Origin of the sequence: Actinomadura graeca (assembly GCF_019175365.1) — a bacterium.
GTDB lineage: Bacteria > Actinomycetota > Actinomycetes > Streptosporangiales > Streptosporangiaceae > Spirillospora > Spirillospora graeca.
Genome location: NZ_CP059572.1, coordinates 944,158 through 971,111, shown reverse-complemented (window position 1 = coordinate 971,111; position 26,954 = coordinate 944,158). Strand labels below are relative to the sequence as shown.

Sequence of the window (26,954 nt, the reverse complement as noted above, 5' to 3'; positions counted from 1 at the left end):
GGAGCTTCTACGGGACGTTGAGCACGAAGTCCATCACGGCGTCGCGGCCGGTGGGCGTGTTCGTGACCTTCATGAGCAACCGGGCGTCATAGATCGTGTCCGTCTGGTTGCGGGGCTCGCCCGGGAAGTACGTCTGCGTCGTCAGGATCGGACGGTTGGGAGCCTGCAGCTTCACGTGGATGTGCCGGGTACGGCCGGGGTACAGGCCGGGCACGATCGTGGTGAGCTTGTAACGACCCTGGTCGTCGGTGAACAGGTGACCGCGCAGCGTGAACCCGGTGTTGTCGTACTCCCCGGCGTTGTCGGCCTGCCAGAAGTCCAGCAGCGCCTTCGCGATCGGCTTGCAGGACGTCGAGTAGACGACGCCGCTCACCGTGAGCTTGGTGCCGGGCATTCCGGGCGTGGTCAGGTCCGATCGCTCAGGCGAGTTGGGCTTGAAGTACGGGCCCTCCGTCTGAGCCGGGGTCTTCTCGCTGTCCCCGTCCGTGCACTTGGGGGTCGGGGTCAGGAGCTGTCCGCCCTTGAGCGCGGCGGTACGCGCCTGGGCCGGCGCGGCGGCGGACAGGGCGGCCGGGACGGCCAGTGCACCGGCGCCGACGGCGACGATGAAGTGCTTGCGGCTGATGCCGCCGTGTTGCTGCTCGTCCTCTGGCATGGCGGGTTCCTCTCGGCGGGTCTTCGAGGTGTGTGGGGGCGCGCACCCAGGACGTTCGTCGGGATATGTATAGGCCGCATGCGGACGGACGGTCTTGGCCATGCCTGCCGCGACTTTGGCGGCGTGTGCCAAAGACCCCCGATATCGTCGTGCCGACTCGCTCATTGACCTTCTTGACCCATCGTAGAAGCCTTGCAAGTGGCGTCCGGGAACCGTCCATCCAGCGCGAGGGAGCGCAATGCCCACGCTCGTCAACACCTCGGACCACCCTGCCGCCGATCAGGCGGACTACTGGCGCCACCTGATCAACAGCGCGTTCGGCCCCTTCCACCTGCAGCCGGCAGGCCGCGGTCCGTTCGCCGCGCGCCTGGTGGCCCGAGCGCTCGGCCCCATCGAGGCCAGCGACGTCCGCGCCCCGGCCCACGCGGTGCGTCGCACCACCCGCCAGATCGACCGCGACACCCGCGAGTGCTACAAGCTCGGGCTCGTGCTGCGCGGCTCCTGCGTCCTGCGCCAGAACGACCGGCAGGTCAGGGTCGGGCCCGGTGACGTGGTCTTCTACGACCTCACCCGCCCCGTCGAGATCGCCTTCGACGCGCACCACATCTTCACCGTCGTGATCCCGCACCGGGCGGTCCCGCTGTCGTCGGACCGGCTGGCCGAGCTCGGCGGCACGCTGCTGTCGGAGCGCGCCCGCACCGGGCGGCTCGTGACCTCGCTGCTCGCGGCGCTCGCCGAGGAGGGCGGGGAGGCGGACGAGCCGTACGCCCACCACCTCGGCGGCGCGGTCGTCGAGCTGGTGACGGGCGCGGCCAGCGAATGGCTCGGCGCGGAGCCCGCCCCGTCCCCGGAGGCGGCGGAGATGCTCCGCGCCATCGTGGACTGGATCGAGACACGCCTGCACGACGCCGGGCTGACACCCGCCGCCATCGCCGCGGCGCACCACATCTCCGTCCGGCAGCTCTACCGGGTGTTCCAGCCGCAGGGCACCACGGTCGCCCGGTACATCCGCGCCCGCCGTCTGGAGCACTGCCGCCGGGAGCTGCGCGACCCCTTCCTCGCCACCCAGCGGATCGGCGCGATCGCCTGCCGCTGGGGCCTGCCGGACGCGGCCGCGTTCAGCCGCGCGTTCCGCGCCGCCTACGGCGTCACTCCCAGCGCCTACCGTGCCGCGGCGACGGGGATCGACCGGGCCGACTGACCGCGTGGACCGGCCCCCCGGCCTCCGGGCCGGGACGCCGGCCGGGTCCGGCCTGCGCCGCGCGGTCCCGCGCCGGCGCACGGCCGCGGGGCCCCGTCCGGCGGGCCGGCGACGATGCCCACCGGCGGCCGGGGAGGAACGGTCCTCCCGGACGCCGCCGACGGGCGCCGCCGCACCGGACCACCGTTCCGATGGCGGACGTCACGGCGGGCGCGGGCGTGGCCGGGACCACCCGGCAACCGGCTTCCCCTGGTCGGCATGACCGGTTTACCGTTCGGGTAACCCGGTCATGACGAGGGAGAGGGGGCCCGGTGACGTCGTACGCGCCCTCCTCCTCGCGCCCCGGCTTCTGGGCCGCGCTCGACCGCGTCCAGCAGGCCGCGCTGCGGTCGGCCGCGCGGCCCCGCCACTTCGCCGTCAAGGCGCCGCTCGTCTACCAGGGGGACGAGTCCGACCACGTCATCATCATCGAGCGGGGCTGGGCGAAGGTGACCTCGGCGACCGAGGACGGCCACAACGTGGTGCTCGCCGTCCGCGGTCCCGGTGACCTGCTCGCCGAGAGCGCGGTGCTGGGCGGGCGCACCCGCTCGGCCACCGTGACGGCGCTGTCGCCCATCCGCGCCCTGGTGGTCCCCGCCGCCCGCTTCACCGGCTTCCTGGACGCCCACCCCGAGGTGTGGATGCTGGTCACCGGCACCTTCGTCCAGCGGCTGGACGACTCGGACCGGCGGCTGAAGGCGCACGTCACCAGCCGGGGCACCCGGCGGCTCGCGCAGCTGCTCGCCGACCTCGCCGAGCTGTCGGCGCAGCACACCCCGCCGGCTCGCGACGGCAGCATCGACATCGGGCCGCCGCTGTCGCAGGAGGAACTGGGCAGCTGGATGGACGCCTCCCGCGAGACCGTCGCGCGCGCCCTGAACGGGCTTCGCCGCGACGGCCTGATCCGCACCGGCTGGCGCAAGATCACGGTCGTCGACCTGCCCGGCCTGCGCGCCGCCGCGCGCGACCGCGACTGAGCGCGGTCCGGCACCGCCCTCGCGGCACCCGCCTCACGAACCGCCTTCCTGCCGGGCGGTGTCCTGCCGGTCGGCGCCGTCCTTGGTGGTGCCTTTTTCACCGGTGCCGCCGTCGGCGATGCGCTGCCGGGCGATGCGCTGCTGGGCGTCGGGCCACCCGATGGGCAGGTCCGCCGCCGGCACGTTCCAGAAGACGAAGGTGGAGTCGCGCATCACCGCCCGCTTGCGGCGCATGGTGGACACGTGCGGCTCCGCGGCGGCGTAGGACCGGAGGGCCTCGCCGCCGCTCCACGCCGAGAGCGTCCAGAACGTGCGTTTCAGGAGCTGGGCCTTGAGCGTGACGCCGTGCGCGCCCTCCGCCCGGCGGGCCTGGCGCAGGAGCGCCAGGGAGGCGAGGAAGAACCCGGGCACATGGCGCAGCGAGCGCACTTCGAGGCGTGAGGCCATGACCAGCACCTCGGCGTCGGGGCCGGCCTTCGCCAGCGGGATCCACGGCAGCGTCGGCATGGCGCGTCCTCTCGGTCGATGAATCTTGACACTGTCTATATTGCCGGGACGGCTTCCGTCTTGTCAATGACAAGATAGAGTGGCGGTGACCGGCGACAGAGGAGGCGAGCGAGATCGACCAGCCGAGCTATCACCACGGCGACCTGCGGCGGGTCATCCTGCGGGCCGCGGTGGAGGCGATCCGCGAGTCCGGGCCGGCGGGCTGGAGCCTGCGCGAGCTGGCCCGCCGGGCGGGCGTTTCGCACTCCGCGCCCGCCCACCACTTCGGCGACAAGACCGGGCTGCTGACCGCCGTGGCCGCCGAGGGGTACGCGCTCTTCGCGGACGCGCTGGAGCGCGCCGGCGGCGGCCTCCAGGAGGTGGGGCTGGCCTATGTGCGCTTCGCCGTCGACCACCGGGCGCACTTCGAAGTGATCTTCCGGCCCGAGCTGTACCGCGCGGACGACCCTGCGGTGGACACCGCCCGGCGCCGTGCGGACGGCGTCCTCACCGCGGGCGTCCGGGACGTCGCGCCCGGCGACCCCGGGCGCGAGCGGACGGCCGCGATCGCCGCGTGGTCCATCGTGCACGGCTTCGCCGCCCTGTGGCTGAGCGGCGCGCTGCCCGACGACCTGGGCGATGACCCCGTGGCCGCCGCGCGCCCGGTCATCCACCTGCTGTTCGCCCGCTGACCCGGACCCGCCAGGCTCAGCCCGAGGGCGCGTCCGAGCCGGCGGGCCGCCGCTCGTCCCGCCGCTCGTCCCGCCCCTCCAGCGCGGCCGCGGGACGCTCGGGGACGACGGCGAGGTCGGCCCTGAACCTGCGGTTGAGCGCGGCGCGCAGCCGCCCGGCGGCGCGGCGTCCCCGGGGGCTCTCCACGCCCCCCACCGGCGGCGGCACCTCCAGGTCGACGGCGGCCGGCGGGCGCGGATCGGTGATCGCGGCGATCCGCTCGGCGGGGAGGTGCCGCTCCGCCTCGCTGAACCCCCCTTCCGGGGACCGGAGGACGATGCCGGTCTCCAGCCCGTGCCGGACGAGCCCGAGGTCGCGGCGCTGGAGCCCGACGCAGATCCGGTAGGCGACGCTGTAGGCGAGGACCGGCCCGAGGACGACCGCGCCGCGGAAGAACCACGTCGTCCAGAACAGCGGGACGTCGAACCTGGCCGCCAGGACGTCGTTGCCGCCCGCCGCCCACAGCACCCCGTAGAACACGATGCCGCCGACGCCCACACCCGTGCGCGCGGGCACGTCACGGGGACGGTCGAGCAGGTTGTGGATCCGGTGGTCACCGGTCACCCAGCGTTCCAGGAACGGGTAGACGGCCAGCCCGGTGAACAGGATCCCCGGGACGGCCAGCGCCGGGACGATCACGCTCAGCGTCACGGTGTGGCCCCACGCCGTGACCTCCCAGGCCGGCATGATCCGCAGCGCGCCCTCCAGCCAGCCCATGTACCAGTCCGGCTGGGAGCCCGCGCTGATCGCGCCCGGGTCGTAGGGGCCGAACAGCCAGATCGGGTTGATCTGGACGAACGCCGCCAGCAGCGTCGTGACGCCGAGGACCCACAGGAACAGCGCCGTCGTCTTGGCGATGAACACGGGGAAGAACGGATAGCCGCGGACGGTGGTGTTCGAGCTGCCCTTGCCGGGGAACTGCGTGTGCGTCTGCCGCCACGTCAGCACGACCGCGTGCAGCGGGATCAGCGCAGCCAGCAGCCCGGGGATCAGCAGCACGTGGACGACGTACAGGCGGGGGATGATGTCGCCGCCCGGGAACTCCCCGCCGAACAGGAACATCACCAGGTAGGACCCGACCAGCGGGATCGAGGCCAGCACCCCTTCGAGGATGCGGATGCCGGTGCCCGACAGCAGGTCGTCCGGCAGCGAGTAGCCGAACAGCCCGTTCACCATGACGAGCATGAACATGGTCACGCCGATGATCCAGTTCAGCTCGCGCGGCTTGCGGAACGCGCCGCTGAAGAAGTTGCGCAGCAGGTGGACGAGGATCGCGCCCATGAAGATCAGCGTCGACCAGTGGTGGATCTGCCGGACGAGCAGCCCGCCCCGGACGTCGAAGCTGATCTTCAGGGTCGAGGCGTACGCCTCGCTCATCGCGACCCCGCGCAGCTTGGTGTACGAGCCGTCGTAGACCACCTCGTGCATGCCCGGCTTGAAGAACAGGGTCAGGTACACCCCGGTCAGCAGGATGATCACGAAGGAGTACATCGCGATCTCGCCGACGAGGAAGCTCCACTGGTCCGGGAACGCCTTGCGCAGTGCCTTGCGGGCGAAGCCGGACGTGCCGAACCGCTCGTCCAGTGCCCGGGACGTCGCCTCCACCGCCCTCGGCGGCCTGCCGGATCCGGTCCTCCCGGTGGTCGCGCCGCCGCCGGGCGCCCGTGTCCCCGCCATCGTCACAGTCCTTTCGTCGAGCCCTCCGCCCTCAAGACCGTTCCGGCGGGGCGAATGTGACATCGGCGGGCGGTCCCCCCACGCGAGACCGGGCCCCGGAAGTGTGACATCGGCCTGGTCACCGGGGGTGATACCGCTATTACGGGAACGGTCCAATTCTGGGGAAACGCTGCCACGACGCACGTCCTGGCGTAGCCTGCGCCGCGTGATCGACGACCAGACGCTGATGAGCTCACGTCATGTCCTGTGCGTTCTCGGCACCGGACTGGACCTCGGCGCGGTGGAGGCCACGGCCGCGAAGGAGGGCTTCGGGCTCGACTGGGAGTACTCCGCCGCCGAGCCCGACCCGCGGATGGGGGAGGCGTTCGAGGCGTGCGCGGCGCGCGTGTCCTTCACCGCCGCCGACTGGGACGCGGTCGAGTCGCACGACACCGTCGCCTACGTCCTGTCGCCGCCCGTCCTGCCGGACGTGGCGTTCACCGTCGCGCGGCGGACCCTGGTGCTGGCCGCCGACCTGCTGCGCTCCGGGGCGACGGCCGTGAAGAACGAGAGCAACGGCCTCACCCACGGGCGCGACCGCTGGCTCGACCTCGCCGCGGGCATCTACGACGGGAGCCCGGACGATTCGGCGATCCCGCTGTACCGCGCGCTGGTGAAGCGCCCGATCTCCGACGGGCCCCTGCACTACAGCTGCGGCATGCACCTGCTCGGGTCGCCCGACGTGGAGCTGGACCCGGGAGAAGGGCTGGAGCCCGAGGACGTGGCGGGGCTCATCGACTCCCTCGCCCTCTACCTGCTGACCGAGTGCCGTGCCGGGGAGATCGAGGACGGCGAGGGCTTCCGGTCCGCGCCCGGCGAGCCCCGCTGGATCCTCGGGCACCGCCCCTGCGACCGGTACGACGAGGACGACATCTTCTTCAATCCGCACGGCTATCTGCGGATGACCCCCGGATGACCGGCGGGGCGCCGGACGCCCCGGCCGGGATCGGGGCGATCCAGCGCTGCGCGACCCACCGGCGCACCTGACGGCCCGCGGCGGCGGCGTCCATCCCCGCCCGGGCGGACGCCGCGTCCAGCGGCGACCCGGCGAGCAGCACCTCCAGCAGCACGAACGCGGCGGGAGGCGGCGATGCGGTGACGACCCGGTAGTCGCGGCGGAACACCACGAGCCGGACCGGCACGGGAGGGGGCACCGCCGCCCGCCCGCCCCGCCGGACCGCGGAGTGGTACCGGTGGACGTGCGCGCGGGCCCGCAGCAGGCGGACCCCGGGCGCGGCGCGCACCCTCTCCGGCGGCTCGGCGGGCCAGGCCCCGGGCGGCTCCTCCTCGGTGCCCGGGCCGTCATGGACCTCGGCGAACAGCCGCTCGTAGCGGACGAGGTCGATCACCAGGTCGATCCACGGCTCCCGCCGCCCGGCGGGCAGGACGCGGTCGGGCCGGTGCTCTTCGAGGTGGGCGGCGAACCGCTCGCCGAGCCGGGCCGGAGTGCTCGCGCGCGGCGGCGGCACCGCCTTCAGGTACGCGGCGGCGAAGGCGTCGAACAGCTCGCCGCCGAGCAGCTCCCGCAGCGCGGGATGACCGTCCCGCATCGACTCCATCGGGTGCGGCTGTTCGCCGGTCCGGCGCGGCGCCTGCGCTGCGTGCGGGGTCGCCGGGTCGCTCGTCGCGGGGCGCGCCGCCCGCTCGTCGATGACCTCGCGGGCCCGCTCCCACAGGCCGGTGCCGGGGGAGGGGGCCGCGGATTCTTCCCTGCGTCCGGCGAAGGCGTCCGGTTCCACGGGCTCAGCCGCGCCGGTCGCGGCAGCGAGCGGGTCGGCTCGTCCGGTTCACGGGGCTCCCATCGCGAGACGACTACTCGTACCAGCCTAGTGACTTTGAGTAATCACCGGGTGACAGATCCGTGTCACCCGCCCCAGAGGAATCCGTACCGGAGCGGAGACGGGCCCGGCCGGCGGTCAGCCCTGAGGCTCCGACGAGGCGGACGCCGCCCGGGCGCGGGCGTCGATCCGCTCACGCTGCGGGACCACCGTGTACTTGGGGTCCTCCGCCGACCGCACGCCCGCGTAAAAGACGCCGAACCGCGTGCACGCGGACGCGGTGAGCAGCGCGGCGCCGCTCAGCGCCGCGGCCGCCCGGCTCCGTCCGGCGAGCAGTGCGGCACCGGCGGCCCCGGCCGCGCCGAGGACCTCCGCCGCGCGCATCAGCCGGCCGGCCCTCCCCTCCTCGTAGTTCTCTCCGATCATCCCGAGCCGCCGCCGCATCAGCCGGGCGGCCCCGGCCTCCAGCGCGGCGCCGAACACGGCGGCGCTGCGCAGCGGGCCGGTCTCGGCGACCGGGGAGGTGAGGAGCGCCATCCCGGACGCGGCGGCCGTCGCCGACCCGGCGAACACGAACGGCAGCTCCCGGTGGGCCTCGTGCCACGCGGGGACGGCCGTGTCCGCGGCCAGCACGGCGGTGTACGCGGCGACGGCGGGTCCGAGGACGGCCGCGCCCGCCGTGGCCGCGGTGCCGAGGCGCGGGAAGAGGCGCGTCACGTCCAGGACGGCGGCGGCGCCCGCGGCCGGGCCGTACGCCGCCAGCAGCCAGGAGCCGACGCTCATCGGCGAGGTCGGCTTCATGACCCGGAGCATGTGGTGGAAGCGGGCGGGCCGCCCGAGGTCGTGGACCAGCGCGGCGGTCGAGCCGCCGATGGCCACGAGCGAAGAGGTCTTCAACGCCCGGGCCGTCGCGGGACGGCCCGTGAGCTGGGCGCCCGCCGCGAGCACCGAGCCCGCGCCCGCGAGCCCGCCGAGGAAGAAGTACCCCGCGATGTCCAGGGCCTTCCAGGTGGGCGGGTTGAGGATCGGCTTGCCGTAGTAGGAGGTGAACTCCGCGTCCGGCACCATCGCCCGCTCACCGCGCCGGCCGCGCCGGTTCCGCCGCCCGCCCCCCTTGCGGTGCGCTTCCTTGCCCGTGGTCTCGTCGCCGGGGACGCCTTGGCCCACCTGCGCCTCCCGGCCGGGGCGTGCGCCCTCCCCGGCGCCGGGGCCGCTCACCGCCGTCCTCGCGCGCGGCCGTGGACCGCGAAGACGGCGGCGGCCCCGCCGAGCAGGGTCAGCGCGGCGGCGCCCGCGTGCCGCCACATGGACGGCAGGTCGCGGGTCGTCACGACCGGATCGGGCGGCAGGCCGTACACCTCGGGCTCGTCCAGCAGGAGGAAGAACGCTCCATCGCCGCCCACGCCGTCCTCCGGGTCCTCCCCGTAGAGGCGGGCGTCGTCCACGCCGAGATCGTGGAGCTGGTCGAGACGCGCGGCGGCGCGTTCGCGCAGCTCCTCCAGCGGCCCGTACTGGATCGAGTCGGTGGGGCACGCCTTGGCGCAGGCGGGCTGCTGCCCCGCGCCGAGCCGGTCGTAGCAGAGCGTGCACTTCCAGGCGCGGCCGTCGCCCTTGCGCTGGTCGATGACCCCGTACGGGCAGGCGGGGATGCAGTAGCCGCAGCCGTTGCAGATGTCCTCCTGGACGACGACAGTGCCGAACTCGGTGCGGAACAGCGACCCGGTGGGGCAGACGTCCAGGCAGGCCGCGTGCGTGCAGTGCTTGCACACGTCCGACGCCATCAGCCAGCGCATGCCGGTGCCGTCGGCGGACGTGCCCGTCGCGGCGTTCCCCATCGGCTTGTCCTGCTCGATGAACGCGACGTGCCGCCAGGTGTCGGCGCCGAGCCCCTGGGTGTTGTCGTAGGACATCCCCGTGAACTCCAGGCCGTCCTCGGGGACGGCGTTCCACTCCTTGCAGGCGACCTCGCACGCCTTGCAGCCGATGCACACCGACGTGTCGGTGAAGAAGCCCATCCGCGCGGGCGCGTCCGGATACCCGGCGTCGGCGGCGACGTCGGGTTCGGGTCCGGCGAGCAGGTTGCGTCCGATCAGGCCGCTCATCCGCCACCTCCATCGATGGACAGGGCGCTGGGCCCTTTCCCCAGGTGGCCACTCCTACACCTCCGGAGGTGCCGGCGGTGCGGGCGCCGGTGGGCGGGCGGGCCTGCGGGGGAGGGCCTCCGGCCTGCGGCGACTCGCCGTCCGTGACATCCCGGACACGCCGCCGGGGGACGCCGGGAACGCGTTCGGGGGCGTGCCGCGGGCGGGGGCCGGGCTTCCGCCACCGCCCGCCCGCGCCGTCGTCCCGCCGCAGGCCGGAGCCGTTTTTCTAGCCGATCTGAACGGTTTCTGAAATTCGATTGAGTCTGTTCCTGGACCGATCCGGGGAGATGCCGGGGACCGCTCGGAATGTTGGACGGTCCGTTTCCGCAGATTGGACGGGTTTCCCTCCCTGGCCGGTGGGCTTTGCCGGGCCGCCGCACTGAAGGTTCAAGGGAAGTTAAAAACAGGACGTTGACCCCCTTGATCGGCGCCGTTACTCTTCGGGCAAGATCCTGGATCACGTTCCACTCTTCGGCCGCCGAAGGAAAAAAACGCGTCCGCCCCCAGCGAAGAGGAATCGCATGCGTAAAGGGATCGCTATTTCCGCAGCCGCCCTGGCGATGACCGCCACGGCCGCCGTGGCCGCCCCCCCGGCCTCGGCTTCAGCCTCCTACTTCACCCGCGGGCCCAACGGGGTCACCATCGAGATCGCGACGGTGAACGGCTCCGGCTGCCCCACGGGCACCGCCGCCGTGGCCATCTCCGATGACAAGGAGGCCTTCACCGTCACCTACAGCGACTACATGGCGCAGGTGGGAGGCACCTCACCGGCCACGGACTTCCGGAAGAACTGCCAGATCGCGATGAAGGTGCACGTCCCCCAGGGCTTCACCTACGCGATCATGTCTGCCGACTACCGGGGATTCGCGTCCCTCGAGCCCGGTTCGTCTGGCCTGGAAAAGGCTCACTACTACTTCCAGGGCATGTCGCAGACCGGTAAGGCCGAGCACCCCATCAAGGGCGCTTACGCCGACAACTGGCAGTTCACCGACAAGAACGATGTCGCGCAGCTCGTCTACAAGCCATGTGGCGAGGAGCGCAACTTCAACATCAACACCGAGCTGCGGGTGAACAAGGGAACGTCCGACCCGAACAAGGTCAGCTTCATGGCCATGGACTCGACGGACGGCAGCATCAAGACCACCTACCACTTCGCCTGGAAGCGCTGCCCCTAGGCGAGCAGACCATTCACATCCGGCGCTCCCCCGAATTCCTCCAGCGCCGGATGTGAATGACCCCGAGTTCCGCGCCTCCACCCCCGTAAGGAGAGAACAACCGATGCGTAAGGCAATCACCGCCACGGCGGCCTGCGCGACCGCTCTGGCCCTGGCGGGCGCAATGGCTCCCACCGCCTCCGCCGGCACCGACGACCCGCCGCCCCCGGACCGGATCGTCATCGACGTCCTCACCGTGAACGGCTCCGGCTGCCGCGCCGGCACGGCCGCCGTCGCCACGGCGAGCGACAACACCGCGTTCACGGTCACCTACAGCGACTACCTCGCCCAGGCGGGCGGGGACTCCAAGGCGACCGACTTCCGCAAGAACTGCCAGATCAACCTGCGGCTGCACGTGCCGCAGGGCTTCACCTACGCGATCGCCGGCGCGGACTACCGCGGCTTCGCGCACCTGGAGGCCGGCGCGTCGGGTCTGGAGCGCGCCAGTTACTACCACCAGGGCATGCAGCAGACGACCCCGGTCAGCCACACGGTCAAGGGCTCGTACTCCGACAACTGGCAGTTCAGCGACCGCACCCCGGTCGCCGAGCTGGTGTTCAAGCCCTGCGGTGAGGACCGCAACTTCAACGTGAACACCGAGCTGCGCGTGAACAAGGGCAGCGACGCCAACAAGACCAGCTTCATGGCGTTCGACTCCACCGACGGCAGCGTCAAGACGACGTACCACTTCGCCTGGAAGCGCTGCCCCGCGTAACACCCCGCCGACGGTCGCCGAACCCCGCCGGCGACCGGCTTACCGGGCCGCGTCCACTCTCGGGGGTGGGCGCGGCCCTAGCGGCGTCCGCGGCCGGGGCCGCGGGGGTCAGCGGGCGAGGTGGCGGGAGATGACGAGCCGCTGGATCTGGTTGGTCCCCTCGAAGATCTGCATCACCTTCGCCTCGCGCATGAAGCGCTCGGCCGGGAAGTCGCGGGTGTAGCCGGCGCCGCCGAGGACCTGGACCGCGTCGGTCGTCACCCGCATCGCGTTGTCGGTGGCGACCAACTTCGCGATCGACGCCTCCCGGCCGTAGGGGCGGCCCGCGTCCTTGAGCCGTGCGGCGGCGAGGTAGGTGGCGCGGGACGATTCGACGGCGGCGGCCATGTCCGCGAGCACGAACGCGAGCCCCTGGTGCTCAATGATCGCCTTGCCGAACGCTTCACGTTCCTTGGCGTAGCCGACGGCGGTGTCGAGCGCCGCCTGGGCGAGGCCGGTGGCGACCGCGGCGATGCCGAGCCGCCCCGCGTCCAGGCCCGCGAGGGCGATGGCCAGGCCCTGGCCCTCCGCGCCGATGAGGTGGTCGGCCGGGATCCGCGCGTCGACGAGCCGGACCGTCGCCGTCGTGGAGCCCATCAGGCCCATCTTGTCCTCGGGCGGGTCGAACTCCAGCCCCGGCGTCCCGGACGGGACGTGGAAGCAGGAGATGCCGCGCGACCCCTCGGCGGACGTGCGGGCCATGACGGTGTAGAAGTCGGCCTCGCCGCCGTGGGTCGTCCACGCCTTCGCGCCGTTCAGGACGTAGGAGTCGCCGTCGCGCACGGCCTTCGCGCGCATCGCGGCCGGGTCGGAGCCCGCGTGCGCCTCCGACAGGCAGTACGCGCCGAGCCGCTCGCCCGACAGCAGGTCGGGGAGCCATCGCCCGCGCTGCTCCTCGGTGCCGTACGCGAACAGGGGGAAGCAGGAGAGGGCGTGCACGCTGACGCCGACGCCCACGCTCGCCCAGGCCGTGCCGATCTCCTCAAGGGCCTGCAGGTAGACCTCGTAGGGCTGGTCGCCGCCGCCGTACCGCTCCGGGTAGGGCAGTGTCAGGAGCCCCGCCCGTCCGAGCGTCGTGAAGACGTCGCGGGGGAAGTCGCCGGCGCGCTCGGCGTCGGCCACGCGCGGCGCCAGCTCCTTGGCCGCTATCTCGCGGACCAGTGCGACCAGGTCCGCCGACTCGGACGTCGGCAGGTGGCGGGTGGCGGGCATGGTGACTCCTTTCGCCGACCCTCAGAGTACCAGTGTCAGTACTGGAGAACCCTCTTTGGTACTGTCTCCGGATGGACGGCATGACGCGGACGCTCACGGGGCTGTCACGGGCGGAGCGGCGGCGCGAGGACCTCGTCGAGCGGCTCATCGAGGTGTTCCTCGACCGGGGCTTCGCCGGGCTGAGCGTGGCGGAGCTGGCCGCGGTGCTGCACTGCTCCAAGAGCACGCTCTACGCCGTGGCGCCCAGCCGGGAGCAGATCATCGTCACCGTGGTCCGCGCGTTCTTCCGCCGCGCGACCGCGCGGGTCGAGGCCGCGCTGGACGGCGGCGCCGACCCCCGCGACCGCGTCGGCGCGTACCTGCGCGCGATCTCCGACGCGCTCGCGCCCGCCTCGCCCGCGTTCTTCGCCGACCTCGACGCCTTCGCCCCCGCACGCGAGATCTACCAGCGGAACACCGCCTTCGCCGTCCGGCGCGTGCAGGGGCTCGTCACGGAGGCGGATCCGGGAGGGGACGCGGACGCGGCGTTCGTCGGCGCCGTCGCGGGCCAGGTGATGGAGTCCATCCACCGGGGCGAGATCAAGGCCCGGACGGGCCTGGACGACTCCGCCGCCTACGCCGCGCTCGCGTCCCTCATCGTGGCCCGGATGACTGCAGGGCGTGCTCGACCAGTGTGACCAGGATGTTCTTGGCCACCTCCGGGCGGCGCACGTCGCACAGCATGACCGGCACCTGGGGATCGACGTCCAGCGCGCTCCGGATGTCGTCGACGGTGTACCGGCGCGCGCCGTCGAAGACGTTCGCGGCGATCACGAACGGGATCTCCCGCTGCTCGAAGTAGTCGATGGACGCGAAGCTCGTGGTCAGCCGCCGGGTATCCACGAGCACGATCGCGCCCACCGCCCCGTAGGCGATCTGGTCCCACATGAACCAGAACCGCTCCTGCCCCGGAGTCCCGAACAGGTAGAGCCGCACGCCGCCGGAGAACGTGAGCCGGCCGAAGTCCATGGCCACGGTGGTGGTGGACTTGCTGGCCAGCCCGTCGAGGTCGTCCACACCGGTCGAGGCGTCGGTGAGCCTCTCCTCGGTGCGCAGCGGGCGGATCTCGCTGACCACCCCCACGAACGTCGTCTTGCCGACGCCGAAGCCGCCGGCCACGAGGATCTTGAGGGTGTGCTGGGGGATGTCGTCGGCGTCGTGTGGCGGGACGGCGCCGAAGGTGTCAGAGGCGGCGAAGTTCATCGAGCACTCTCATCAGTATCCGGGGGTCTGGGCGATCGGGCTGCTCGGACTGCCGCTTCTCCTCGATCAGGCCGTACTGGTGCAGGTCGGCCAGCAGGATCTGGACGACTTGTAACGGCAGATCGGTCTCCGAGGCCAGGTCCGCGGGAGTCGACGGCTGCCGGCACAGCTCCAGCAGCCGCCGTTGTTCGCGTGAGAGCCACACCCGGTCGGCGGGCGTCCGCCCGGTGGCGACCAGGATGGTGACGATGTCCATGGCCGGGCCTATCGGCCGGGTGCGGCCGCGCGTCACCGCGTACGGCCGTACGACCGGCCCGGCGTCGCGGCCGATCCAGCGCTCCTTCGGCGTCTCCACGGCGGCTCAGGTCCGCGTGGGCGGGTCCGACGGCTCGCCCGTCGCGCGCGGCGCGGCGCCCAGCTGCCGCCGCACCCGTTTGATCAGCATGGTCGTCTCGTAGGCGACGAGCCCGGCGTTGCCGCCGGCGTCGCTCAGCACCGCGAGGCAGCTGCCGTCGCCGGCGGGCATGACGAAGAACAGCATTCCGTCAAGCTCGACGACGGTCTGCCGCACCTGCTTGGCCCCGAAGTGCTCGCGCGCGCCGTTGGCCAGGCTGTGGAAGCCGGACGACAGCGCCGCGAGGAACTCGGCGTCCTTGCGGGTGACGCGGCCGGAGGCTCCCATGACCAGGCCGTCGCGCGACAGCAGCACCGCCTGGCGAACCTCCCCGACCCGCTCCACCAGGTCGTCGAGCAGCCAGTCGAGCTCACCGCCGGCATGTGCCTGCTGCGTCATGATTCCCCCCATTCGTCACGTGCACCGGATTCGCCGGTCTCGTCGTCGGTGTCCCGGCCGCGGAGCCATCCAGACTGTAGCGAGGACATGAGGTCCCGGCTGAGCTCAGGGCTCGGCTCGTCGAAGTCGTCCGGCTGCTCCTCCGGCTGCGCGCGGTCGGGACGCTTCCGCAGCTGAGGGGCCAGATTCCGTTGCCGTATACGGCGCGGGAGCCTGCCGGTGATCTCGCTGGACGCGCCGTTGGACGCAGGCGGATCCTCGGGGGACGGCCGGGTGTGGCCAGCGAAACGTCCGAGCGGATCGCTCCCCGGTGCCGGCGGCGCCGAGGGGGCCGTCGGCGCCATGGGCGCCATGGGCGGCATCGGGGCCGCGGGCGCCGCGGGAGGCTCGGCGGGCGGCGTGTACGAGGGAGGCCCCGGCAGTGCCGGCAGGGGGGAGGTGACCATGCCGCCGGGCCGCAGCGCCGTCGCCGTGACGGCGGGCTCGGGCATCGCGACCTCGCCGAGCGCCGGGCGCCAGTCCTCGTCCAGCACGACCAGGGCGTGCGGGACCAGGACGATCGCGGTCGTGCCTCCGTAGGCGGAGGGCTGGAGCTGCACCCGGATGCGGTGCCGGGCGGCCAGCCGCGCGACGACGAACAGCCCGAGCCGCTCGGTGTCGACCAGGTCGAACTCGACGTCGGAGGCGAGCCGCCGGTTCAGCTCCGCGAGCTCCTCGGGGTGCAGGCCGACGCCGCGGTCCACCACCTCCACCGCCAGCCCGTTGGCGACGGTCTCCACCTTCACGGTGACCTCGGTGGACGGCGGGGAGAACGCGGCGGCGTTCTCGATGAGCTCGGCCAGCAGGTGGATGACGTCGGCGACGACGTTGCCGGTGACGGCCGCCGACGAGGCGCCGGTCACCTCGATCCGCCGGTAGTCCTCGACCTCGGCGATGGCGGCGCGCACGACGTCCTCGGCGGCGACGGGATGGTCCCAGGCGCGGACGGTCGGCGAGCCGGACAGGATGACCAGGCCCTCGGCGTGCCGCCGCATGCGGGTCGTGAGGTGGTCGAGCCGGAACAGGTCGTCCAGTTCCTCGGGGCTGCGGGCGCGGCGCTCCATGGCGTCCAGCAGCCGGAGCTGCCGGTGCAGCAGCGACTGGCTGCGCCACGACAGGTTGATGAAGACGCGGTTGATGCTCGCGCGCAGGTCGGACTCGCCGACGGCGGTGCTGACCGCGGTGCGCTGGACGGCGTGGAACGCCTCGCTGACCAGCGCGACCTCCAGCGTCCTGCCGGTCTCCGGTGGAGGCGCCTCGGCCTCCACGTCCACCCGCTCACCGCGCCGCAGCCGCGCCACGACGCGGGGCAGCCGCTCGTGCGCCAGCACCTGCGCCGTCCGCTGGAGGGCGCGCAGTTCCTCGGTGAGCCGCCGCGCGAACACCAGCGACAGCACGATCGAGGCGACGAGCCCGATCAGGCCGATACCGCCGACGAGGTAGAAGCCGATCAGGATCTTCTGGCCGGCCGGCTTGACCTCGTTGGTGTCCACCCGTTCGCTGGACTGCTGGGCGGCGCGCTGCCATGCGGGGATGACCGCGTCGAGCGTGGCCTTCCACCGCCGCGGGTTCGGCGCGATGCCGTTCCACAGGATGGCCCCCTCCAGGGTCGTGTAGCTGGAGTAGGGGATGCTCCCTTGCAGGCCGGACATGATCGTGTTGACGTCGTCGCCCGCCGTGGCCCGGCCGAGGTCCAGCATCTGCTCGCGGCTTCCCGCCCACGAGCCGAACGCGGCGCGTTCCTCCGGCGTCATCCGGGCGACCCTCAGCCCGGACATCAGCGCGTGCTCCCGCAGCATGAACTCGCGGGCCCAGTAGTTGTACAGGACACCGTTGGTGTGCTGGTAGACGGTGACCTCGTCGACGCTCACCAGCGTCGTCAGCACGCGCATCGTGATGTCGACGAGCGAGCTGTACCGGTTGACGGCGAAGAGGCGCGTGCCGCCGTCGCCGCGCACCTCGTTCCGCAGCGCCGGCAGGCCGCCGTAGATGGCGTCGAGCTGCTCCACGCGGTGCAGCACCGCGTCGTCCATCGCGTCCTTGCTGTCCGAGGAGAAGGCCGACCTGCGGAACGCGGCCACCGCCTCGTCCGTCTTGGCCATGCGCTCCTGGAACTGCCGTTCGCTCCCGCTCGTGCGCGACCCCGCGGCGACGAGGGCCGCGAGGCGCTCCTCCTGGATCGCGTCGGTGACCGACTGCGCGGGCACGGCGACCTTGTCGTAGACGGTCGAGTAGTCGAACCGCTGGAGCGCCTGGGTCCACGTGACGACCGTGGGGACGGCCCACTGGACCACCAGGGAGACGAGCGGGATGGCGAGGAGCAGCGCGACACGCTGCGTCACCGTCCGGGTGCGCGGCCGTGGCGGGGCGGCCGGAGGCAGGGCCGGGGGGCCGGCCGGGGGAGCGGCGGGGGGAGAGGCGGGCATCTGCCCGGGTCGCGTCACTGGCTACTCCCTGGTCATCCGAAACCGCCATCAAACGGTGAGGCAGCATACTTAGTTTGATTTAGCGAACGCCAGCGTTCTCCTGTTAATCAGATGTGTGTCGTTCGCCTGCCGTGACGCATGATCTTGCTGGTGGGACCCCGCGGAGCCCGGCGGACCCGGCGCGGGCGGCCCCGGGGGGAGTGCGGGGGACGGGGGCGGACGGGCCGTGTGGGGCGTCCGTCACCGGCCGTACCGATGCCGATTTGTGCCTTGTAGCGGTTTTTGGCACATGCCAGGCTTCGGATGCTTTGTCCCCCTCGTCATCGGAGACCGAGTCATGCGCAAAGTCGCGCTAGCATCACTCCTCGGCCTGTCGCTCGCCGCCACCACCCTGACGGCGGCCGGGGCCCAGGCCGCGCCGGCACCACCGAAGCTGGCCTCGCTCGTCACGCTCAAGGCCGTCCGCCACCACCAGCTGAACCTGGAGAAGATCGCGGACGCGAACGGCGGCAACCGTGCCGCCGGGCTCCCCGGCAACAAGATCACGGTCAAGTACATCGCGGACCAGCTCAAGCGGGCCGGCTACGCGCCGCAGGTGCAGAACTTCACCTTCGACTTCTGGCAGGAGAAGTCCCCTCCGGCGTTCGCCGTGACCGCCCCGAACCCGAAGGCGTACACGCCGGACAGCGACTTCGAGACGTTCCAGTACTCGGGGTCGGGCGACGTCACGGCCGCCGCCACCCCCGTCGACCCCGGCGCCACCGGGACGGGGAGCGGCTGCGAGGCCGCCGACTTCGCGGGCTTCCCGAAGGGGCACGTCGCGCTGATCCAGCGGGGCGGCTGCCTCTTCTCCGTCAAGAGCGACAACGCCGTCGCCGCCGGCGCGAGCGCCGTGGTCATCTACCAGCTCCCCGGCACGCCGGGCCCGGTCGCGGGGACGCTGGGCAAGCCGTACACGATCCCGGTGGTCGGCCCGACGAACGCCATCGGCACCGACCTGGTGAAGCAGGCGCAGAACGGCGGCCTCACGCTGCGCGTGCGGACCGACACCCTCACCCAGAAGCGCGAGACGTCCAACGTCATCGCCAACAGCAAGCGCGGCCGCGCCGACAACGTCGTCGTCCTCGGCGCCCACAACGACAGCGTCACCGAGGGCCCCGGCATCAATGACGACGGCTCGGGCACCGCGACGCTGCTGGCCGTCGCACAGCAGATCGGCAAGCTCGGCGGCAAGGTCCGCAACCAGGTGCGGTTCGCGTTCTGGGGCGCCGAGGAGGAGGGCCTGCTCGGCTCCCAGCACTACGTCGACGGGCTCCCGCAGGCCGAGCGCGACAAGATCGCGCTGGACCTGAACTTCGACATGCTCGCCTCGCCCAACTTCGTGCGGTTCGTCTACGACGGCGACAACAGCGCGGGCCAGAACAACGTCGAGCCGCCCGCCGGTTCCGGGGCGATCGAGAAGGCGTTCAACGACCACTTCGCGTCCGCCAAGCTCGCCACCGACCCGACCCCGTTCAACGGGCGGTCGGACTACAACGCCTTCATCACCGCGGGCATCCCGGCAGGCGGCATCTTCACCGGCGCCGAGGGCATCAAGACGCCGCAGCAGGCCACGGTGTACGGCGGCACCGCCGGGAAGCCGTACGACCCCTGCTACCACCAGGCATGCGACCGCTACGGCAACGTGAGCACCACGGGCTTCGAGCAGATGATCGGTGCCACCGCGGCGGTCACGGAACTGTTCGCCCACAGCACGCTGACGGTGAACGGCAACGAGTTCGCCAAGCGGCGGGCGCAGCCCAAGGCCGTGGCACCGCGGCAGGCGGGCCCGTACGCCACGGAGTGACCCCCGCGGGGTGATCTCCGCCGAGTGACCTTCCTCTGAGGGACGCGCCCATGCCGGGCGCGTCCCTCGGCCATGTCAGGCGTCCCTCACCGCTTCCGGCCGAGGCCCGCGTAGAACCAGAACCGCTCGGGGTCCTCCGGGACGTCCTGCGGGGAGTCGGGACGCCAGAGCGGGCCGTGCACGAGCCCGGGGTCGAGGAGGTCGAACCCCGCGAAGAGGTCCCTGATCTGGCCGGCGGTGCGGAGGGTGGCCTGGCCGCCCGACACCGCGCGGCGGTAGACCTGCCGGACGGCCTCGGCCGTCTGCTCCTTGTGGGTGCCGTGGCTGATGGCCAGGTGGCTGCCCGGCGGGAGCGGCGCGGTCAGCGCGGCGAGGATCGCGGCGGGGTCGCGGTCGTCGGGGACGAAGTGCAGCACGGCCACCAGCAGCAGCCCGACCGGCTCGTCGAAATCGATCATCTCGCGGACGGCGGGGTGCTCCAGGATCGACCCCGGGTCGGTGATGTCGGCCTGCACCACGTCCGCGTGCGGGTTCTCGGCCAGGATCGAGGTGCTGTGCGCCACCGCGACCGGGTCGTGGTCCACGTAGACGACCCTGGCCTCCGGGTCCACCCGCTGGACGATCTCGTGCACGTTGCCCTGTGTCGGGATGCCCGAGCCGATGTCGATGAACTGCCGGACCCCCGCCTCCGCCGCCAGGTACCGGGTCGCCCGGGTGAGGAACGCCCGGTTCGCGGCGGCGATCGCCCGCGCCCGCGGCTCGATCGCCTCCAGCGTGCGCGCGACGTCCCGGTCGGCGGAGAAGTTGTGCGCCCCGCCGAGCAGGTAGTCGTAGACGCGCGCGACGCTTGCCCGCCCCCGGTCGATGCCGGAGGTCCAGTCGGGTCCGTCCACGTGCTACCTCTCCTCTGGTCCGGGGATCTCGTCCTGGTCGTGGGCGCGGACGAGCATCACCGTGACGTCGTCCTGGCTCGGCGTGGAGACGAGCTTGGCGACGACGGCGCCGCACGCCTCGTCCAGGCTCGCGGTGGCGTCGGCGAGCGCGGACCGCAGCGCGGCGAGGCCGGCCTCCAGGTCGCGCTCGCGTGACTCGATCAGCCCGTCGGTGTACAGGACGAGGGTCGTCCCGTCGGGGAAGGGCACGCTGACGTCCTCGTAGACGGTGTTGCCGAGGCCGAGCGGCAGCCCGGGCGGCATGTCCACGATGTCGCAGCCGCCGTCGGGGCGCAGCATGATCGGCGGTGGGTGCCCGGCGCGGCCGAGCACGCCCGTCCGCGTGGCGGTGTCCAGGACGGCGCAGGCGCAGGTGGCGAACTGGACGGGGCCGAGGCTCGGCGCGATGCGGTCCAGCCAGGTGAGGATCCGCGCCGGGCCGAGGTCGAGCATCGCCAGCGTCCGCGCCGCGGCGCGCAGCTGCACCATCGCCGCGGCGGCGGCCGAGCCGTGCCCCATCGCGTCGCCGATGACGAGCGCGACCCGCCCGGCGGGCAGCGGGACGATGTCGCACCAGTCGCCGCCGACCAGGTTGGCGTGCCCGGCGGGCACCGAGCGGTGCGCGACCTGGACGCCGGGGACGGTGCCGGGTGTCCGGGGCAGCAGGCCCGCCTGGAGGGCCCGCGCCGCCGCGTGCTCGCGCTGGTAGCGGCGGGCGTTGTCCAGGCAGCCGGCGGCCAGCGCCGCCAGCTCCGCGGCGACCGCGGTGTGCTCGGCGGTGAACGGGCCCGCGTCGGCGTCGCGCGCGAACGCGGCGAACCCGAGGACCGCCGTGTCGGTCCGCAGCGGGACGAGCACGAAGTCGACCAGGTCGCCGAGCCGGTCCCGCGCGCCGGGGTGCGCGGTGCCGATGTCGGCGGGCAGCTCCGCGAACCGTTGGAGCGTGCCTTCCCGGACGCAGGCGGCGACCGCGGTGTCGGGGGCGAACACGAGGACCTCGCCGGGTGGGAAGCAGTCCTCCAGGTCGGCGTGCGCGGCGCCGAGCGCGATGCGCCGCACCTCGACCGACCGGGACCCGGACGGCCGGGGGACCTCGTCGCCGACGATGAGGTGCTCGGCCACGTACACCCCGGCGGTGTCGGCGAACCCGCCCAGCGCCACCTCGACGAGCTGCCGGGCGACCCGCTCCATGTCCAGGGTGCCGGCCATCCGGGCGCCGGCCATGGTCAGCAGGCTCAGCCGCGCGATCGCGGCGTCCGCCGGGGCCGGGTCGCGCGGCGGCCCGCCTGCCTCGACATCAGCGTTCACGCCTCGCGCCTCCCGCCGGACGGTCAGATGAAAGGCAAGCCTAACCATGAGAGTGGGACACCCCTTATCTGTGCATGCATTCGTCCCGTCTCCAGACGGGCCGTAATAGAGGGGAGCCGTTAAAACGGTGGCCGGGACAATTGCGGTGGCCCGTCGAGAAAGCAGGAATCGGCGGTCGCGGTGCCATGTGCGCACCCTCGAACGGTGCCCGCGCGGGCGCGGATGCCAGGATGGGCTCATGACCGACCGGCCCCGCCTGCTGCTCCTGGACGGCCACTCACTGGCCTACCGGGCGTTCTACGCGCTGCCGGTCGAGAACTTCAGCACGACCTCCGGCCGGCCCACCAATGTCGTCTACGGGTTCGCGAACATGCTGGCCAATGTCCTGCGCGACGAAAGGCCCACCCACGCGGCGGTGGCCTTCGACGTCTCCCGCCGGACGTTCCGCACCGAGGCGTTCCCCGGCTACAAGGCCGGCCGGTCGCGGTCCCCCGAGGGGTTCGGCGAGCAGCTGGCGGTCCTGGACGACCTGCTCGCCGCGATGAACATCGCGACCGTGCGGGCGCCCGGATACGAGGCCGACGACGTCATCGCGACCCTGGCCGCGCGGGCCGAGGCGGCCGGGCACGGCGTGCTGATCGTCACCGGGGACCGGGACGCGCTCCAGCTCGTGAAGGACGACGTGACCGTCCTGTACTTCTACCGGACGGCGTCGGAGATGGTCCGCTACACGCCCGCCCTCGTCCAGGAGAAGTACGGCCTGACGCCCGCCCAGTACCCGGACTTCGCGGCGCTGCGCGGCGACCCGTCCGACAACCTCCCGGGCATCCCGGGTATCGGGGAGAAGACGGCCGCCCGGTGGATCCGCGAGTACGGGTCCCTGGACGCGCTGGTGGAACGTGCCCACGAGGTCACCGGCAAGGCGGGGGAGAGGCTGCGGGCGGCGCTGGACAGCGTCCTGCTCAACCGGCGGCTGACCGAGCTCGTCCGCGACCTGGACCTCCCCGCCGGCCTGGACGACCTGCGCCGCCGCCCCTACGACCAGGCGGCCCTCACGGCGCTGCTGGACGACCTGGAGTTCCGCAACCCCAGCCTCCGGCAGCGGCTCTTCGCCGCCGACCCCGGCGGCGGGCGGCCCGCCGGGGCCCGCGCGACGCTGAAGGGCCGCGGGCTCGGCCCGGGCGAGCTGGCCGGCTGGCTGGCCGCGCGGCCGGCGGGCCTCATCGGGATGGCCGCCGACCACACCTGGGAGCGGGGCGCCGGACGGATCGGGCGGATCGCGCTCGCCGCCCCCGACGGCCACGCCGCGTCCTTCGAGCCCGCCGCGCTGACCGCCGCCGACGAGCGGGCCTTCGCGGGCTGGCTCCGCGACCCCGGCCGCCCGAAGGCGCTGCACGACGTGAAGTCGCTGCTGCGGGTCCTGCCCGAGCACGGCTGGACGCTCGACGGCGTCGCCTCCGACACCGCGATGGCCGCCTACCTCCTCCTGCCCGGCCTGGCCGCCTACGGCGTCGCCGACCTCGCGGCCCGCCACCTCGGCCGCCGCCCGTCCGCCGAGGGGGCCGCCGGGACGATGCTGCGGGCCGGGGCCGTCCTCGACCTGGCGGGCCGGCTCGCCCCCGAGCTGACCGCGGCCGGGATGGACACGGTGATGGACGAGGTGGAGCTGCCCCTGTCCGCCCTGCTCGCCCGCGCCGAGCGCACCGGCGTCCACGTCGACGGGGACCTGCTGCGCGAGCTGGAGCGGCGCTTCGCCGCCGGGATGGACAGGGCCGCGGACGAGGCCGCCGCGATCGCCGGGCGCCGGTTCAACCCCGGGTCGACCAAGCAGCTCCAGGAGGTGCTGTTCGGCGAGCTGGACCTGCCGAGGACCAAGAAGATCAAATCCGGGTACTCCACCGACCTGGACGCGCTGACCTGGCTCGCCGGCCGGACCGGGCACGAGCTGCCGCGGATCCTGCTGCGCCACCGCGACCAGGCGCGGCTGCGCGCGACGGTCACCGGGCTGATCCGGGAGATCGGGCGGGACGGGCGGATCCACACCACCTTCCAGCAGACCGTCGCCGCGACCGGGCGGCTCACCTCCGCCGACCCGAACCTCCAGGTCATCCCCGTCCGCACCCCCGAGGGCCGGCGGATCAGGCGGGCGTTCCGGCCCGGCGAGGGCTTCGAGTCGCTGATGACCGCCGACTACGGCCAGCTCGAACTGCGCGTCATGGCGCACCTGTCGCAGGACCCGACGCTGCTGGCCGCCTTCGCGTCCGGCGAGGACCTGCACACCACGACGGCGGCGCAGGTCTTCGGAGTCCCGCCGGACGCCGTCACCCCGGACATGCGCCGCAGGATCAAGGCGATGTCCTACGGCCTGGCCTACGGGCTGTCGGCGTTCGGGCTGGCCAAGCGCCTCGGCGTGCCGATATCCGAGGCGCGCCCGCTGATGGACGCCTACTTCGCGCGGCTGGGCGGCGTGCGCGACTACCTCGACCACGTCGTCGCCGAGGCCCGGGTGACCGGGTACACCCGCACGCTCCTCGGCCGCCGCCGGTACCTGCCGCACCTGTCCAGCGACGACCGGCGGCGCCGCGAGGCCGCCGAGCGGATGGCGCTGAACGCGCCCGTCCAGGGCTCGGCCGCCGACATCGTCAAGATCGCGATGCTGCGGGTGGACGGGGCGCTCCGCGCCGCGGGACTGCGCAGCCGCCTCCTGCTCCAGGTGCACGACGAGATCGTCCTGGAGGTGGCGCCGGGTGAACGGGACCGTGTCGCCGGGCTGGTCCGCGCGGAGATGACCGCCGCCTATCCGCTCGCCGTCGGCCTCGACGCCGCGATCGGCTGCGGGCCCGACTGGGACGCCGCCGCGCACTGACCATTCCCGGCACCGCCCCTCACCTTCTTTTCGCACCGCAGTCGAACATCCCCCGGCGGCCCGAGAAGAAATGATCGATTCGAACATCGTTAAGGCGTTCCACGGTTACCGGCCAGTGTTATCGTGCTCGATATCGTTCTGCTTTGTTCGCCAAAGGCTGCGCGTCTCCGGGTCCGTCGGCGCCTACGAGGCGGCGTGGACGCCGGACCGACGGCCGAGGATGAGGCGCAGGAGCCGCCGGCTGCGCCCGCGGCGGAATTCCTCGCGGTCGTTCACCCGGGGGAACGGCTCGTCCGGCACCGGCACGCCGAGGAACGCGCACAGCGGCTCCCAGCCCTCCCGCACCTCGTAGACGAGCAGGCGCCCGGGCGGGATCGCGGCCTTCACCTCTTCGGTGTGCCGGCGGAAGACCTCGATCGCGTGGGCGCGGTCCCCGGCGCGTCCGCCGAACACGCCGTCGCTGATGATCGCCTTGTGCATCCGGGGGTAGAGCGCGACGCCGGGGGACCGGCGTTCGGCGAGCCGCTGCAGCACCCGGTGGCGCAGCGGCCGGCGGCCCTGCCGGGCGCGCTCCCTGGCGAAGATCGTGGCGTCGGCGCTCTCGTACCACCGCTCCGGGTCCCGGACGGTCAGGACGACCTTGGCGTCCGGGTAGTGCGCGGCGAGCTCACGCCAGTAGGCGGCCGCGGGCCAGTCGACCGTGGAGCGGAAACCCGCGAACACCTCGTCCCAGTCGGGCGGACGGCCCTCGCCGATGTCGAACCAGTGGCCGACCCGGAACGGCTCGTCGATGACGACGTGCATGTGGTAGCAGGGACCGAGCCCCAGCGTCTCCAGCGCCGCCCTCAGCGACGCCGTGCCCGTCCGGCCGAAGCCCGCGCCGATCACCTTCACGCCGTGGTCCCTCCCCGCCGTTCTGATCGGGCTCTCATCCGCGCCGCCTAGCTTCGTCGTCGACACGACGGTTGTACGACGGTCCGCTGCGCCGGGCAAGCGGCGCACGGAGAGGGGACGGGCCATGGTCACCGAGACGGCGCGGACGCGGCCGGTCTTTCCGCAGCAGGTGCTCGACGCCCTCCGGCGGAACCCGGGCGGCCCCGCGTTCGAGCACGAAGGACGCGTCGTCTCGCGCGGCGCGCTGCTGGAGACGATCGGGCGGGTGGCGGCGGCGATGCGCGACGCCGGGCTCGGGCCGGGATCGGGGGTGGCCGTGCGGACGGCGGTGTCGCCGGAGGCGTTCGCCGCCCACATCGCCGCGCACACGCTGGGCTGCCGCGTCGTCGGCGTCCGGCCCGGGTACCCCGCCGCGCATCTCGCCCACGTGCTCGGCATGGACGTCGACGCCGTCGTCGTCGACCCGTCGACGGCGGCGCCGGAGCCGACGCGGGCGGGCCCGGTGCTGTCGCTCGGGCCCGTCCCGGGGGCGGACGACCTCCTGGCGCACCCCGGCGCCACCGCCGGGGCGGCCCCGCCCGCCGTGCTCGCCCGTCCGGACGACGTGGCCCTCCTGGCCTTCACCAGCGGCAGCACCGGACGTCCCAAGGGGTGCGCCTTCACCTACCGGGCGCTGGGCGCCCACTGGGCCTGGCAGCCCGCGGCGTGGAGCCCCGTCGCCGCGGAGATGGCCGCGGGCTTCGGCCGCTACCTGCTCTTCGGGACGCTGGCCAGCATGGTCGTCTTCGAGTTCCTCGGGCTGTGCGTGCTCGGCGGCGGCACGGCGGTCATCCCCGGCGAGGACGGGCGGCCCCTGTTCCCGGACGCGATCGAGCGGTACCGGATCACCGGCTCGATCGTGACCGTGCCCCGGCTGTGCCGGATGCTCGACACGCTGCGGGACGCCCCGGCGGACGTGTCGAGCCTGCGGGCGCTCCTGGTCTCAGGGTCGCCGATCGCCCCCGGCAGGCTCGCCGAGGCGGCGCGGCGTCTCGGCCCCGTCGTCTACCAGGGATACGGCCAGACCGAGGCCGGCTCGATCTCGCTGCTCACCCCCGCCGACCTCGCCTCGGGCCCGCCCGGCGCGGCGGCCTCGGTCGGCCGTCCGCACGCGGGCGTCGAGATCGCCGTCCGGGACGCGGCGGGCCGCGGGCTCGGCGTGGGGGAGACCGGGGAGATCCACGTGCGCGGCCCCTACCTGATGACCGGATATTGGGGACGGCCGGAGGAGACCTGTGAGACCCTGCGCGGCGGGTGGCTCGCCACCCGCGACCTCGGCCACGTCGACGCCGACGGGTACCTCCATCTCACCGGCCGCGCCCGCGACGTGATCATGGTGGACGCGATGGTCGTGTACGCGGGGCCGGTCGAGCGGGTCCTGGCCGCCCACCCCGACGTCATGGAGTCCTACGTCGTGGGGGCGCCCGACGAGGAGACCGGCGAGGCCGTCCACGCGTTCGTCGTCCCGGTGCCCGGCCGGACCCCGGACCGCGGCGACCTGGCCGTCCGGGTCCGCGCCGAGCTGGGGGCGGGCAGCGTGCCCCGGACGGTCACGGTGGTGCCGTCCGTGCCGGTCGCCGCGAGCGGCAAGCCGGACAAGCGGGCGCTGCTGCGCCTGCTCTGATCGAACTCTGAGAATCGCCCGTCACGCTGGCCGTTGT

The 26,954-nt window shown here is 73.1% G+C and carries 24 protein-coding genes; 10 read left to right on the top strand and 14 right to left on the bottom strand.

What is annotated here, in order from left to right:
* Nucleotides 1–7: 7 nt before the first annotated feature.
* On the bottom strand, nt 8–655 hold the full coding sequence (locus tag AGRA3207_RS04710; RefSeq protein ID WP_231333318.1) for a dioxygenase family protein: 648 nt from the start codon (nt 653–655) through the stop codon (nt 8–10).
* Between the two features lie 238 nt (nt 656–893).
* On the opposite strand from AGRA3207_RS04710, the gene AGRA3207_RS04705 reads away from it, so the two are divergent.
* Complete coding sequence (locus tag AGRA3207_RS04705; RefSeq protein ID WP_231333317.1) at nt 894–1,856, top strand: AraC-like ligand-binding domain-containing protein; 963 nt, start codon at nt 894–896, stop codon at nt 1,854–1,856.
* 311 nt (nt 1,857–2,167) lie between these two features.
* Nucleotides 2,168–2,872 carry a Crp/Fnr family transcriptional regulator gene (locus AGRA3207_RS04700; protein WP_231333316.1) on the top strand — a complete coding sequence of 235 codons (705 nt, stop codon included), beginning with the start codon at nt 2,168–2,170 and terminating at the stop codon, nt 2,870–2,872.
* 33 nt (nt 2,873–2,905) lie between these two features.
* On the opposite strand, the gene AGRA3207_RS04695 is transcribed toward AGRA3207_RS04700, so the two are convergent.
* Entirely contained in the window at nt 2,906–3,379 is a 474-nt protein-coding gene (locus AGRA3207_RS04695) for a DUF3291 domain-containing protein (RefSeq protein ID WP_231333315.1), read from the bottom strand.
* 170 nt (nt 3,380–3,549) lie between these two features.
* On the opposite strand from AGRA3207_RS04695, the gene AGRA3207_RS04690 reads away from it, so the two are divergent.
* Nucleotides 3,550–4,050 (top strand): TetR/AcrR family transcriptional regulator, encoded by a 501-nt coding sequence (locus AGRA3207_RS04690; protein WP_231333314.1) that lies wholly within the window; start codon nt 3,550–3,552, stop codon nt 4,048–4,050.
* A 16-nt stretch (nt 4,051–4,066) separates the two neighbouring features.
* Here the strand turns inward: AGRA3207_RS04690 and qcrB are convergent, their stop codons facing one another.
* A complete protein-coding gene (gene qcrB / locus AGRA3207_RS04685) occupies nt 4,067–5,767 on the bottom strand; it encodes a cytochrome bc1 complex cytochrome b subunit (RefSeq protein ID WP_231333313.1) in 1,701 nt (566 codons plus the stop codon).
* A 205-nt stretch (nt 5,768–5,972) separates the two neighbouring features.
* Here qcrB and AGRA3207_RS04680 point away from each other — a divergent pair, with 205 nt between their 5' ends.
* Nucleotides 5,973–6,722 (top strand): DUF4261 domain-containing protein, encoded by a 750-nt coding sequence (locus AGRA3207_RS04680; RefSeq protein ID WP_231333312.1) that lies wholly within the window; start codon nt 5,973–5,975, stop codon nt 6,720–6,722.
* Here AGRA3207_RS04680 and AGRA3207_RS04675 read toward each other — a convergent pair.
* The 3 genes from AGRA3207_RS04675 to AGRA3207_RS04665 all read right to left on the bottom strand — a co-directional run bounded on the left by AGRA3207_RS04675 (nt 6,685) and on the right by AGRA3207_RS04665 (nt 9,599).
* Nucleotides 6,685–7,545 (bottom strand): DNA-binding domain-containing protein, encoded by an 861-nt coding sequence (locus AGRA3207_RS04675; protein ID WP_231333311.1) that lies wholly within the window; start codon nt 7,543–7,545, stop codon nt 6,685–6,687. The two genes, AGRA3207_RS04680 and AGRA3207_RS04675, sit on opposite strands and share 38 nt — an antisense overlap.
* 177 nt (nt 7,546–7,722) lie before the next feature.
* Nucleotides 7,723–8,802: an NrfD/PsrC family molybdoenzyme membrane anchor subunit gene (gene nrfD, locus AGRA3207_RS04670; RefSeq protein WP_420830867.1), complete on the bottom strand. Its 1,080-nt coding sequence runs from the start codon at nt 8,800–8,802 to the stop codon at nt 7,723–7,725.
* Complete coding sequence (locus AGRA3207_RS04665; RefSeq protein WP_231336231.1) at nt 8,799–9,599, bottom strand: 4Fe-4S dicluster domain-containing protein; 801 nt, start codon at nt 9,597–9,599, stop codon at nt 8,799–8,801. Before AGRA3207_RS04665 ends, nrfD begins: the two co-directional genes overlap by 4 nt.
* A gap of 650 nt (nt 9,600–10,249) precedes the next feature.
* On the opposite strand from AGRA3207_RS04665, the gene AGRA3207_RS04660 reads away from it, so the two are divergent.
* Entirely contained in the window at nt 10,250–10,903 is a 654-nt protein-coding gene (locus AGRA3207_RS04660) for a DUF4360 domain-containing protein (protein WP_231333310.1), read from the top strand.
* Nucleotides 10,904–11,006: 103 nt separating this feature from the next.
* The gene (locus tag AGRA3207_RS04655) at nt 11,007–11,657 is read left to right on the top strand and encodes a DUF4360 domain-containing protein (protein WP_231333309.1); all 651 of its coding nucleotides are present in this window, start codon (nt 11,007–11,009) and stop codon (nt 11,655–11,657) included.
* A 108-nt stretch (nt 11,658–11,765) separates the two neighbouring features.
* Here AGRA3207_RS04655 and AGRA3207_RS04650 read toward each other — a convergent pair whose 3' ends face one another.
* On the bottom strand, nt 11,766–12,908 hold the full coding sequence (locus AGRA3207_RS04650) for an acyl-CoA dehydrogenase family protein (protein WP_231333308.1): 1,143 nt from the start codon (nt 12,906–12,908) through the stop codon (nt 11,766–11,768).
* A 71-nt stretch (nt 12,909–12,979) separates the two neighbouring features.
* On the opposite strand from AGRA3207_RS04650, the gene AGRA3207_RS04645 reads away from it, so the two are divergent.
* A complete protein-coding gene (locus tag AGRA3207_RS04645; RefSeq protein WP_231333307.1) occupies nt 12,980–13,585 on the top strand; it encodes a TetR/AcrR family transcriptional regulator in 606 nt (201 codons plus the stop codon).
* Here AGRA3207_RS04645 and AGRA3207_RS04640 read toward each other — a convergent pair.
* The 4 genes from AGRA3207_RS04640 to AGRA3207_RS04625 are packed head-to-tail and all read right to left on the bottom strand — an operon-like array spanning nt 13,542 to nt 17,324.
* Nucleotides 13,542–14,150, bottom strand: coding sequence for a GTP-binding protein (locus AGRA3207_RS04640; RefSeq protein ID WP_231333306.1), 609 nt, complete (start codon nt 14,148–14,150; stop codon nt 13,542–13,544). The two genes, AGRA3207_RS04645 and AGRA3207_RS04640, sit on opposite strands and share 44 nt — an antisense overlap.
* Nucleotides 14,131–14,505, bottom strand: a complete 375-nt coding sequence (locus AGRA3207_RS04635) for a DUF742 domain-containing protein (protein ID WP_231333305.1) — start codon at nt 14,503–14,505, stop codon at nt 14,131–14,133. The genes AGRA3207_RS04640 and AGRA3207_RS04635 overlap by 20 nt, the downstream gene beginning before the upstream one ends.
* 6 nt (nt 14,506–14,511) lie before the next feature.
* Complete coding sequence (locus tag AGRA3207_RS04630; RefSeq protein WP_231333304.1) at nt 14,512–14,943, bottom strand: roadblock/LC7 domain-containing protein; 432 nt, start codon at nt 14,941–14,943, stop codon at nt 14,512–14,514.
* Nucleotides 14,940–17,324, bottom strand: coding sequence for a sensor histidine kinase (locus tag AGRA3207_RS04625; RefSeq protein ID WP_231333303.1), 2,385 nt, complete (start codon nt 17,322–17,324; stop codon nt 14,940–14,942). The genes AGRA3207_RS04630 and AGRA3207_RS04625 overlap by 4 nt, the downstream gene beginning before the upstream one ends.
* 421 nt (nt 17,325–17,745) lie before the next feature.
* On the opposite strand from AGRA3207_RS04625, the gene AGRA3207_RS04620 reads away from it, so the two are divergent.
* Nucleotides 17,746–19,254 carry a M20/M25/M40 family metallo-hydrolase gene (locus tag AGRA3207_RS04620; protein ID WP_231333302.1) on the top strand — a complete coding sequence of 503 codons (1,509 nt, stop codon included), beginning with the start codon at nt 17,746–17,748 and terminating at the stop codon, nt 19,252–19,254.
* Between the two features lie 86 nt (nt 19,255–19,340).
* Here the strand turns inward: AGRA3207_RS04620 and AGRA3207_RS04615 are convergent, their stop codons facing one another.
* Both AGRA3207_RS04615 and AGRA3207_RS04610 read right to left on the bottom strand, forming a co-directional pair.
* Nucleotides 19,341–20,147, bottom strand: a complete 807-nt coding sequence (locus AGRA3207_RS04615; protein WP_231333301.1) for an SAM-dependent methyltransferase — start codon at nt 20,145–20,147, stop codon at nt 19,341–19,343.
* A gap of 3 nt (nt 20,148–20,150) precedes the next feature.
* Nucleotides 20,151–21,494 (bottom strand): PP2C family protein-serine/threonine phosphatase, encoded by a 1,344-nt coding sequence (locus AGRA3207_RS04610; protein ID WP_231333300.1) that lies wholly within the window; start codon nt 21,492–21,494, stop codon nt 20,151–20,153.
* Nucleotides 21,495–21,732: 238 nt separating this feature from the next.
* Here AGRA3207_RS04610 and polA point away from each other — a divergent pair, with 238 nt between their 5' ends.
* Entirely contained in the window at nt 21,733–24,360 is a 2,628-nt protein-coding gene (gene polA, locus AGRA3207_RS04605) for a DNA polymerase I (RefSeq protein WP_231333299.1), read from the top strand.
* Nucleotides 24,361–24,543: 183 nt separating this feature from the next.
* On the opposite strand, the gene AGRA3207_RS04600 is transcribed toward polA, so the two are convergent.
* Nucleotides 24,544–25,254 (bottom strand): sulfotransferase family protein, encoded by a 711-nt coding sequence (locus AGRA3207_RS04600; protein WP_231333298.1) that lies wholly within the window; start codon nt 25,252–25,254, stop codon nt 24,544–24,546.
* 124 nt (nt 25,255–25,378) lie between these two features.
* Here AGRA3207_RS04600 and AGRA3207_RS04595 point away from each other — a divergent pair, with 124 nt between their 5' ends.
* On the top strand, nt 25,379–26,917 hold the full coding sequence (locus tag AGRA3207_RS04595; RefSeq protein WP_231333297.1) for a class I adenylate-forming enzyme family protein: 1,539 nt from the start codon (nt 25,379–25,381) through the stop codon (nt 26,915–26,917).
* Nucleotides 26,918–26,954: the final 37 nt, after the last annotated feature.